Source organism: Lentzea sp. NPDC060358, from assembly GCF_042725365.1.
In the GTDB taxonomy this organism is placed as follows: domain Bacteria; phylum Actinomycetota; class Actinomycetes; order Mycobacteriales; family Pseudonocardiaceae; genus Lentzea.
This window is the reverse complement of sequence record NZ_JBHXCW010000260.1, coordinates 1-10343: the sequence shown is the minus strand read 5'-3', so window position 1 is coordinate 10343 and position 10343 is coordinate 1. Positions and strand designations below refer to the sequence as shown.

The following is a 10343-nucleotide window of genomic DNA, read 5'->3' as shown; positions in this document are numbered from 1 at the left end:
TGGACGTGCTGCGTCACCCGCGCAGCACGTCCAGGCGCCGCGGAGGGCGGTAGTCGTAGCCGTAGCCGAGGTCCTGGAACCCCAGGCACAGCGCGAACGGCCGGTCGCCGAACTCCTTCTCGAGGCCGCGCCAGTTGCGCACCAGGTACTCGGTGGCGGCCCACGTCGTGTCGCCGTGGCGGCCGAGGCAGAACACCACCGTCGTGCCCCGCGCGGCGTCGTGGACCCGTTCGACGACGGCCAGTTCCAGGCTGTCCGAGGTGATCCGCCTGCCGACGTCGGCGCCGCCGAGCACCTCGACGAACCGCTCGTCGGCCCCGGCCTCGGTGCCGAGGCGCAGGTTCACCAGGTTCTCGTCCAGGTAGAGCCCGCGGACGCCGTTGCGCGCGGCCGCCCCGACCACGACGAGGTTGCCGCCGAGCTCGGCGAAGCGCTTCGGGTCGTCGGCCGGCGCGGGGCTGACGGTCATGTGGAAGTCGTAGCGGTGCCCGCCGAGGTAGATCGCGTCGACGAGGCCCCGGACCAGGTCGGGCAGGCGGAACGACGCCGACCCGAACAGCCGCGTGACGGCTTCCGCGGCCCGCAGCTCGTGCAGCGAGACCGAGTAGCCCCGCGGCCGTGCGCTGGTCTCCGCGTTCCAGGTGTTCGACAGGCACACCGCGAGCTGCTGGTTCGCGTCCAGCCCGAAGAACCGGCGGAAGCGCCGCTGCCCCACCCGCACGGTGGCGGCGGCCGCGAGGCCGAGACCGAGCCAGAACACGATGTTCGCGATGACGTTGCTTGCGATGTCGGCCAGCACCTGATCATCATCTCGGGCCCGCCGCCGCGGGGTCCAGCGGTCGTGCCGATCAGCCGCGGTCGCTGACGTGGTGCGCGTTCTCCGGCCAGGTGCCCTGGGCGACGAGGTGCTCGACGATGCCCAGCGCCCGGTCGAGCGGCACGGTGTCGGCGCCGGGGTACTCGTCGTTCTGCCCGTTGGACAGGACGAAGCCGTCGCTCCACTCGTCCGCGCCGGGATCGGTGGCGTGCTCGCCCGCGTCCCCGGGCTCCTCGAGGAGCATGACCATCGCGCGCTCGGTGTTCGTGACGAACGCGAGCCGCCGGCCGGACTCGGCGGACAGCCACGTCTCCAGGTGACCGCCGGCGATCCTGGCGCGCAGCCGCGCGACCACCTCGTCCGCCGCGAGGTGGTCGCCGTCGAGGGTCCAGGTCATTTCGCGTAGTTGTGGAACCCGCGGCCCGACTTCTTGCCCAGCAGTCCCGCGTCCACCATGCGCAGCAGCAGCGGCGGCGGGGAGTACAGCGGCTCCTTGAACTCGTCGTACATCGACTCGGCGATGGCCTTCGTGGTGTCGAGGCCGATCAGGTCGGTGAGGCGCAGCGGGCCCATCGGGTGGGCGCAGCCGAGCACCATGCCGTTGTCGATGTCGTCGGCCGAGGCGAAGCCCGACTCGAGCATGCGGATCGACGAGAGCAGGTAGGGGATCAGCAGCGCGTTGACCACGAAACCGGCGCGGTCCTGCGAGCGGATGACCTCCTTGTGCAGGGTGTCGCGCACGAACGCCTCGGCGCGGTCCTGCGTGGTGGCGCCGGTCAGCAGCGACGGCACGATCTCGACCAGCTTCAGGACGGGCACCGGGTTGAAGAAGTGCACGCCGATGACCTGCTCGGGCCGGCTGGTGGCCATGCCGAGCTTCATGATCGGGATGGACGACGTGTTGGACGCGAAGATGGCGGCCTCGTCCTGCACGACCTTGTCGAGGGAGGCGAAGACCTCGGTCTTGACCTGCTCGTTCTCGGCGACGGCCTCGACCACGAACTGCCGGTCGGCGAAGTCGCCGATGTCCGTGGTGAACCGGATGCGCCCGAGGGAGGCCTCGCGGTCCTCCTCGCTGAGCTTGCCGGACTTGACGCCTCGGGCGAGCGAGGAGGCGATCCGCCCCTGCGCCGCCTCGGCCGCGCCCGCGTTGACCTCGACGACGATGACGTCGAGACCGGCCCGGGCGCTCACCTCGGCGATTCCGGAGCCCATGAGGCCGGAACCGACGACTCCCACACGTTGAATGTCACTCACGGGCCCGATCCTGCCACGACCTGCTGGAAGGCGGGTCGGGTCCTCGGGCCGGGCGGCACGGGCGGCGAGGCCCGTGCCGCCGCACACCCGTCAGTCGAGCTCCGCCTCCGCCTTGGCGATCGCCGCGAACTCCTCTTCCGGGGCGTTCGCCACGAGGTGGTGCCGGCTGTAGAACCAGTAGTACCCGACCGCCACCACCACGATCCCGGCCGTGACGGCGGCCGCGACCTCGTCCACGAAGAACGTCGCGATCACCGCGGCCACCGCGAGCACCAGGGCCACGCCGGTGGTCACCACGCCGCCGGGGGTCCGGTACGGCCGCGGCAGGTCCGGTGCCGTGCGGCGCAGGACGATGTGCGACACCATCATCAGCACGTACGACAGCGCCGCGCCGAACACCGCGATGTTGATCAGGCGCGCCCCGCCGGTGACGGGGTCGACGGTCTTCATCACCGTCGCCAGCACGAACCCGATGGTGCCGGGCACGATCAGGGCGAGGTAGGGCGTCTTGCGGCGGCCGGTCTTCGACAGCCACCGCGGCAGGTAGCCCGCGCGCGACAGCGCGAAGAGCTGGCGCGAGTAGGCGTAGATGATCGAGAAGAACGACGCCACGAGTCCGGCGAGGCCGACGTAGTTCACCAGCTGCGCCAGGAACGTGTCGCCGCCGTAGGCCGCGCGCACCGCCTCGGGCAACGGGTTGCCGGAGGCCTCCAGCGCCTTCGCGCCCGCGCCGCCGGGGGCGACCAGCAGGATCGCCGCCGCGAACACCAGCAGGGTCACCATCGCGGCGATGATGCCGCGCGGCATGTCCCGCTTGGGATCGCGCGCCTCCTCCGCGGCGAGCGGAACCCCTTCGACCGCGAGGAAGAACCAGATCGCGAACACGACCGCGCCCCACGCGCCCGTCACGCCCATCGGCAGGAACGAGCCGTCGCCGATGTCGAACAGCTTGTCGGTGGAGAACTTCGGGATCATGCCCGCCACGAACGCGACGAGGGCCACGACCGCGATGCCGGTGATCACGAACATCACCCGCAGGGCCTCGCCGACGCCCCAGAGGTGGATGCCCACGAAGACCACGTAGCACGCCAGGTACACCGGCCAGGTGGCGTCGAGCAGGCCGAGCGCCTTGACGTAGTCGCCGATGAACACCGAGATCGCCGCGGGTGCGATGGCGTACTCGATCAAAATGGCGATGCCTGTCGCGTACCCGCCCAGCGGGCCGAGCGCGCGCCTCGCGAACCCGTAGCCCGCGCCTGCCACGGGCAGTGCGGAGGCCAGTTCGGCGAGACCGAACACCATGCACGTGTACATCGTCGCCATCAGGACCGTGGCGATCAGCAGGCCGCCCCAGCCGCCCTGGGCGAGGCCGAAGTTCCACCCGGCGAAGTCGCCGGAGATCACGTACGAGACACCCAGCCCGGCCAGCAGGACCCAGCCCGCCGCACCCCTTTTCAGCTGGCGGTTCTCGAGGTAGTCGCTGCTCACCTTCTCGTACTCGACGTGCTTCGCCATATGGACTCCTAGTAGTCCTTTGAGCAGTGGTTGAGGGTGGCGCTCGTCACCATGCGGTGTCAAGATGGTGCCGCCAATGGCTCGCAGACAGACCTTTGGAGGAACGCGGGATGCTGACCGTCGAGGAGTTGCGCGAGGCCGTGGACGCGGGGGAGATCGACACCGTCCTGGTCGCGATCGTGGACATGCAGGGCCGTCTGCAGGGCAAGCGGTGCGCCGCGCGGTACTTCCTCGACGAGGTCCTCGGGCACTCCGCCGAGGGCTGCAACTACCTCCTCGCCGTCGACGTCGAGATGAACCCCGTCAGCGGCTTCGCGATGTCGAGCTGGGAGCGCGGGTACGGCGACTTCGTCATGAAGCCGGACGTCGCGACGCTGCGCAGGGTGCCGTGGCAGGAGGGCACCGCGCTGGTCATGTGCGACGTCGTCTGGGAGAACGGCGACCCGGTCGTCGCCTCGCCGCGGCAGGTCCTGCGCAAGCAGCTCGACCGGCTGAGCGAGCTGGGCCTCGAGGCGTACGTGGGCACCGAGCTCGAGTTCATCGTCTTCGACGACACCTACGAGCAGGCCTGGAACTCCGGCTACCGCGGCCTCACGCCGTCCAACCAGTACAACGTCGACTACTCGCTGCTCGGCACCGCGCGCGTCGAGCCGTTGCTGCGGGCCATCCGCAACGGCATGACGGGCGCGGGCATGGTCGTCGAGTCGGCCAAGGGCGAGTGCAACCCCGGCCAGCACGAGATCGCGTTCCGCTACACGACGGCGCTGCGCACGTGCGACCAGCACGCCATCTACAAGAACGGCGCCAAGGAGATCGCGGCGCAGCAGGGCAAGTCGCTCACGTTCATGGCGAAGTACAACGAGCGTGAGGGCAACTCCTGCCACATCCACCTGTCGTTGCGCTCGAAGGACGGCGAGCCCGTCTTCGCCGAGGGGCGCGGCATGTCGAAGCTGATGAAGCACTTCCTCGCGGGCCAGCTCGCCGCGCTGCGCGAGTTCACCTGCTTCCTCGCGCCGAACATCAACTCCTACAAGCGGTACGTGCAGGGCTCGTTCGCGCCGACCGCGGTGGCGTGGGGCCACGACAACCGCACGTGCGCGCTGCGCGTCGTCGGCCACGGGCAGGGGCTGCGCTTCGAGAACCGGGTGCCCGGCGGCGACGTGAACCCGTACCTCGCGGTGGCGGCGCTGATCGCGGCCGGCCTGCACGGCGTCGAGCAGGAGCTGGAGCTCGAGGACGAGTTCGTCGGCAACGCCTACGCCTCGGACCGCGAGACCGTGCCGGCCACGCTGCGGGAGGCGGCCGGCCTGCTGGCCGCCAGCGAGATCGCGCGGTCGGCGTTCGGCGAGGAGGTCGTCGACCACTACCTCAACGCCGCGAAGGTCGAGCTGACGGCGTTCGACGCGGCGGTCACGGACTGGGAGAAGGTGCGCGGGTTTGAGCGCCTCTAGGCCGCTGATCGGCATCAGCACCTACCTGGAGCGCACGCGCTTCGGCCACTGGGACGTGGAGGCCGCGGTGCTCTACCGCGGCTACCTCGACTGCGTCGTGCAGGCGGGCGGCAACCCCGTCATGCTGCCGCCGGTCGGCGCCTGGAACGCCGAGACGATCGCGTTCCTCGACGGCCTGGTGATCGCGGGCGGCGCCGACATCGACCCCGCCGCGTACGGCGCGCAGCGGGACGAGAGGACCGGCGAGGCGCACCCTGCCCGCGACGAGGCCGAGTTCGCGCTGGTCGGCGCCGCGCTGAAGCTCGACCTGCCGCTGCTCGGCGTGTGCCGGGGCATGCAGGTGCTCAACGTGGCGCTCGGCGGCACGCTGCACCAGCACGTCGAGGGCCACAACCCGGCGCCCACCGTCTTCGAGCACACCGAGATCGCGGTCGCGCACGGCACCGCGCTGCACGGCATCCTCGGCGACACCACGACCGTCCAGTGCCACCACCACCAGTCGCTCGACCGGATCGCGGACGGTCTTCGGGTCACCGCGCGGGCCCCCGACGGGACGGCCGAGGCCGTGGAACTGGAGGGCGCGCGGTTCGTCGTCGGCGTGCAGTCGCACCCGGAGCAGGACATCGAGGACCTGAGGCTGTTCGAGGCACTCGTCGACGTTTCAAGGAGAAGAGCGTGACCTTCGACGTCATCAACCCGGCCACCGAGAAGGTCGTGCGGTCCGTCCCGCACACCACTCTCGGCGACACGGACGCGGCGATCGGCCGGGCGCAGAAGGCGTTCGAGAGCTGGCGCGCCGTCGCCCCCGGCGACCGCGCCCGGTTGCTGCGCCGGTTCGCGGAGGCCGTCGACGCCCACACCGAGGAGCTGGCGCGGCTCGAGGTCGAGAACTCCGGCCACACCATCGGCAACGCGCGGTGGGAGGCGGGCAACGTCCGCGACGTCCTGCAGTACTACTCGGCGGCGCCGGAACGGTTGTTCGGCAAGCAGATCCCGGTCGCGGGCGGACTCGACGTCACCTTCTGCGAACCGCTCGGCGTCGTCGGCGTGATCGTGCCGTGGAACTTCCCGATGCCGATCGCCGGCTGGGGCTTCGCGCCGGCGCTCGCCGCGGGCAACACGGTCGTGCTCAAGCCCGCGGAGGTCACGCCGCTGACGGCGATCCGGCTCGGCGAGCTCGCGCTGGAGGCGGGCATCCCGGAGGGCGTGTTCCAGGTGCTGCCGGGCAAGGGCAGCGTCGTCGGCCACCGGTTCGTCACGCACCCGTTGGTGCGCAAGGTGGTCTTCACCGGCTCGACCGAGGTCGGCAAGCAGATCATGGCGGGCTGCGCGGACCAGGTGAAGCGGGTGACCCTGGAGCTGGGCGGCAAGTCGGCGAACATCGTCTTCGCCGACTCCGACCTCGAGAAGGCGGCGGCCACCGCGCCGTACGGGGTGTTCGACAACGCCGGCCAGGACTGCTGCGCCCGGTCGCGGATCCTCGTGCAGGCGAGCGTCTACGACCGGTTCATGGACCTGCTCGAACCCGCCGTGAAGGGCGTGAAGGTCGGTGACCCCGGCGACGAGGCCACCGAGATGGGACCGCTCATCAGCGCGGCGCACCTCGGGAAGGTGGCGTCTTACGTCCCAGACGACACCGATGTCGCGTTCCGCGGTTCGGCACCCGACGGACCGGGTTTCTGGTTCCCGCCCACGGTGCTCACACCCGCCTACGACCACGTGACGGTCACCGAGGAGATCTTCGGGCCGGTCGTCGTCGTGCTGCCGTTCACCGACGAGGCGGACGCGATCCGGATCGCGCACGACTCGGAGTACGGCCTGTCCGGTTCCATCTGGACGAACGACGTCGGACGCGCGATCCGGGTGTCACGGGCGGTGGAAGCCGGAAACCTCTCGGTGAACTCGCATTCGTCCGTCCGCTACTGGACGCCGTTCGGCGGCGTGAAGCAGTCCGGTCTCGGCCGCGAGCTCGGACCGGACGCGCTCGGCGCGTTCACCGAGGTCAAGAACGTCTTCATCGCAACCTGATCCAAGGAGACAAAGACATGGTGCAGCGACTCGAGGGCCGCGTGGCCGTCGTGACGGGTGGCGGCAGCGGCATCGGCCTCGCGACCGTGCGCAGGTTCGCGAGCGAGGGCGCGAAGGTCGTCGTCGCGGACGTCGGGCAGGAGACGGGCAAGGCGGCCGCGGACGAGGTGCACGGGCTGTTCGTCCAGGTCGACGTGACCGACGAGGAACAGGTCAAGGCGCTCTTCCAGACCACTGTGGACACCTACGGCAAGCTGGACATCGCGTTCAACAACGCCGGCATCTCGCCGCCCGACGACGACTCGATCCTCACCACGGGCATCGAGGCGTGGGACCGCGTGCAGAAGGTGAACCTCACGTCGGTTTATTTGTGTTGCAAGTACGCCATCCCGCACATGCAGGCCAACGGCAAGGGCTCGATCATCAACACCGCGTCGTTCGTCGCGACGATGGGCGCGGCGACGTCGCAGATCTCCTACACGGCGTCGAAGGGCGGCGTGCTCGCGATGTCGCGGGAGCTGGGCGTCCAGTTCGCGCGCGAGGGCATCCGCGTCAACGCCCTGTCGCCCGGCCCGGTCAACACGCCGTTGCTGCGGGAGCTCTTCGCGAAGGACCCGGAACGGGCCGCGCGCCGGCTCGTGCACGTGCCGCTGGGCCGGTTCGCCGAACCCGAGGAGATCGCCGCCGCGGTCGCGTTCCTGGCCTCCGACGACTCGTCGTTCATGACGGCGTCGAACTTCCTCGTGGACGGCGGCATCGCCGGCGCGTACGTGACGCCGCTCTAGACCATGGTCGAGCACGCGCAGGACGCGTTGTTCCGCCCCGTGCGGGCGGGCAACGCGTTCGAGGAGACCGTCGAACGGCTCATGCAGTCCATCCGGCTCGGCGTCGTCGCGCCGGGGGAGCGGCTGCCGTCCGAACGGGACCTGGCCACCCGGCTCGGCGTGAGCAGGGTGACCGTGCGCGAGGCCATCAGGTCGTTGCAGGAGAACGACTACGTCGAGTCGCGGCGGGGCCGCTACGGCGGCACGTTCGTCAACACCGTGCTCCCCGTGCCCGCCCCCGGCAAGGACTTCGGCGACCTGCACGACGTGCTGACGCTGCGCAAGGTCCTGGAGACGGGCGCCGCGGAGACGGCGGCGGGCCGGTCGCTGGGCCCCGCCGAACGCCGCGGGCTGCGCGCCCGCCTCGACGAGGCCGCCACCTCGCCGCTCGCCGAGTACCGGCGCAAGGACTCGCGGCTGCACCTCGCGATCGCCGAGGCCACCGGGTCCGCCGCGCTCACCGCCGCCGTCGCCGGCTCGCGGATGCGCGCCAACGAGCTGCTGGACGCCATCCCGCTGCTCGAACCGAACCTCGCGCACTCCAACGCCCAGCACGAGCGCATCATCACCTCCATTTTGGACGGAGACCCGGCCTCGGCGCGGCAGGCCATGGCCGAGCACCTCGACGGCACGGCGTCGCTGCTGCGCGGGTTCCTGGTCTGACCGGTCAGACTCCGTCATTCGCAGCAATGTGCGACGATGGACGCCTGGGGCCAGGTAACATGCAAACGTTTGCACCCGTGATTGTCCGGTTGTCATGCCCGATCCGCGCGGCGCAGCACTTGGCGTGGGGCTTGCGGACAGTTACCGTCCGAACACCTCGGGGACTTGCAGCGCGAGGAGCTGTTGATGCCAGGGTTGCGCAAGGTGTTCCGCGACGCCGTGGGCCGGGTGCACTCACTCCGCGTCTTGTCCGCCGCGGGCTTGGTGAGCCTGACGAACGTGCAGATGTCCCTGCAGGCGCTCAGAGAGGTCAAGGTCTGGGGGCCGAACGTCGCGGCGCTGCGCCGGTCCGTGCGGCTCAACCCCGACGGCGTCGCGCTCGTCGACGACCGCGGGTCGATGACGTACCGGCAGCTCGACCGGCGGTCCACCGCGATCGCGCAGGGCCTGCGCTCGCTCGGCGTGCAGCACACCCACATCGTCGCGCTGATGTGCCGCAACCACCGCGGGATGGTCGAGTCGCTGCTGGCGTGCGCGAAGCTCGGCGTGCGGGTGCTGCTCGTGAACACGGGCTTCGGCGCGCCCGTCGTCCTCGACCTGCTGCAGCGCGAACGGGCCTCGCTCGTCGTCCACGACGAGGAGTTCACGCCGCTGTTCCACCAGCTGCCGCCGTCGATCCCGCGGTGGCTCGCGTGGTCGCGCGACGGGCTGGACCGCCGCACGCCGACGCTGGACCAGCTGGTCGCGAAGGCGCCGCGGGGCGAGCTCGAACCGCCGCGCGAACCCGGTGTGGTCATCCAGCTGACGTCCGGGACCACCGGCACGCCCAAGGGCACCGCGCGCGAGATCAAGTCGGTGCTGACGGCGTCGGACTTCCTCGACCGCATCCCGATGGCGGCGAACGAGTCGACGTTCATCGCCGCCCCGATCTTCCACTCGGTCGGCTACTCGCACCTGACGCTCGCGATGTCGCTGGGCTCGCGCGCGGTGCTGCACCGCCGGTTCGACCCGCGCAAGACGCTGTGGTCGGTGCAGGGCCAGCGGTGCACGACGCTCGTGCTGGTGCCGACGATGCTGCAGCGGATCATGGAGCTGGACCGCTCGGTGATCGGCTCGTTCGACCTGGCTCACCTGAACGTCGTGTTCTCCTCGGGCTCGCCGATCGCGCCGGACCTCGTGCAGCGCACCATGGCCGTGCTGGGCCCGGTGCTCTACAACCTCTACGGCTCAACGGAAGTCGCGGTCGCCACCGTCGCCACGCCGGAGGACCTGGCCGCCGCGCCGTCGAGCGTCGGCCTGCCGCCGCACAACTGCACCGTGCGCCTCTACGACGAGGACGGGAACCGCATCACGCGGTCGTTCGTGACGGGCCGGATCTACGTGCGCGGCTCGCTCACCGTCGACCTCTACACCGACGGCACGCAGAAGGACTCGATCGACGGGCTGGTCGCGACCGGCGACCTCGGCCACTTCGACCCCAGCGGCCGGCTGTACTTCGACGGCCGCGAGGACGACATGATCGTGTCCGGCGGCGAGAACGTCTACCCGGTCGAGGTCGAGAACCTGCTGATGACGCACTACCGCGTGCGCGACGCGGCGGTGCTCGGCGTGCCGGACCCCGAGTACGGCCAACGGCTGCGCGCGTTCGTCGTGCCGGTCGCGGGCACGCGGATCGACGTAAGGGAGCTGCGCGAGTTCGTGCGGACCAGGCTGGCGCGGCACAAGGTGCCGCGCGAGGTCGTGGTCGTGCCGAAGCTGCCGCGCAACGCGACGGGCAAGGTGCTGCGG

The 10343-nt window shown here is 70.6% G+C and carries 10 protein-coding genes; 6 read left to right on the top strand and 4 right to left on the bottom strand.

Translation table 11 applies throughout. The features are described from left to right. Positions 1-13: 13 nt before the first annotated feature. From ACFWGZ_RS35085 to eat, 4 genes are all read right to left on the bottom strand, one after another. A complete protein-coding gene (locus ACFWGZ_RS35085) occupies positions 14-799 on the bottom strand; it encodes a hypothetical protein (RefSeq protein ID WP_382455890.1) in 786 nt (261 codons plus the stop codon). 49 nt (positions 800-848) lie between these two features. Continuing rightward, on the bottom strand, positions 849-1214 hold the full coding sequence (locus tag ACFWGZ_RS35080; protein ID WP_382455889.1) for a hypothetical protein: 366 nt from the start codon (positions 1212-1214) through the stop codon (positions 849-851). After that, positions 1211-2074: a 3-hydroxybutyryl-CoA dehydrogenase gene (locus tag ACFWGZ_RS35075; protein ID WP_382455888.1), complete on the bottom strand. Its 864-nt coding sequence runs from the start codon at positions 2072-2074 to the stop codon at positions 1211-1213. The genes ACFWGZ_RS35080 and ACFWGZ_RS35075 overlap by 4 nt, the downstream gene beginning before the upstream one ends. Positions 2075-2164: 90 nt before the next feature. Then, the gene (gene eat, locus ACFWGZ_RS35070) at positions 2165-3589 is read right to left on the bottom strand and encodes an ethanolamine permease (RefSeq protein WP_382455887.1); all 1425 of its coding nucleotides are present in this window, start codon (positions 3587-3589) and stop codon (positions 2165-2167) included. Positions 3590-3699: 110 nt separating this feature from the next. Here eat and ACFWGZ_RS35065 point away from each other — a divergent pair, with 110 nt between their 5' ends. The 6 genes from ACFWGZ_RS35065 to ACFWGZ_RS35040 all read left to right on the top strand — a co-directional run. After that, positions 3700-5040: a glutamine synthetase family protein gene (locus ACFWGZ_RS35065; protein WP_382455886.1), complete on the top strand. Its 1341-nt coding sequence runs from the start codon at positions 3700-3702 to the stop codon at positions 5038-5040. Then, on the top strand, positions 5027-5719 hold the full coding sequence (locus ACFWGZ_RS35060; RefSeq protein ID WP_382455885.1) for a gamma-glutamyl-gamma-aminobutyrate hydrolase family protein: 693 nt from the start codon (positions 5027-5029) through the stop codon (positions 5717-5719). The genes ACFWGZ_RS35065 and ACFWGZ_RS35060 overlap by 14 nt, the downstream gene beginning before the upstream one ends. Next, a complete protein-coding gene (locus ACFWGZ_RS35055; protein WP_382455884.1) occupies positions 5716-7068 on the top strand; it encodes an aldehyde dehydrogenase family protein in 1353 nt (450 codons plus the stop codon). The genes ACFWGZ_RS35060 and ACFWGZ_RS35055 overlap by 4 nt, the downstream gene beginning before the upstream one ends. Positions 7069-7085: 17 nt before the next feature. Then, entirely contained in the window at positions 7086-7853 is a 768-nt protein-coding gene (locus ACFWGZ_RS35050; protein ID WP_382455883.1) for a 3-oxoacyl-ACP reductase, read from the top strand. A 3-nt stretch (positions 7854-7856) separates the two neighbouring features. Further along, positions 7857-8555, top strand: a complete 699-nt coding sequence (locus ACFWGZ_RS35045; protein WP_382455882.1) for a FadR/GntR family transcriptional regulator — start codon at positions 7857-7859, stop codon at positions 8553-8555. A 186-nt stretch (positions 8556-8741) separates the two neighbouring features. Further along, positions 8742-10343 (top strand): AMP-binding protein (locus ACFWGZ_RS35040; RefSeq protein ID WP_382455881.1); only part of this gene is annotated, 1602 nt, incomplete at its 3' end.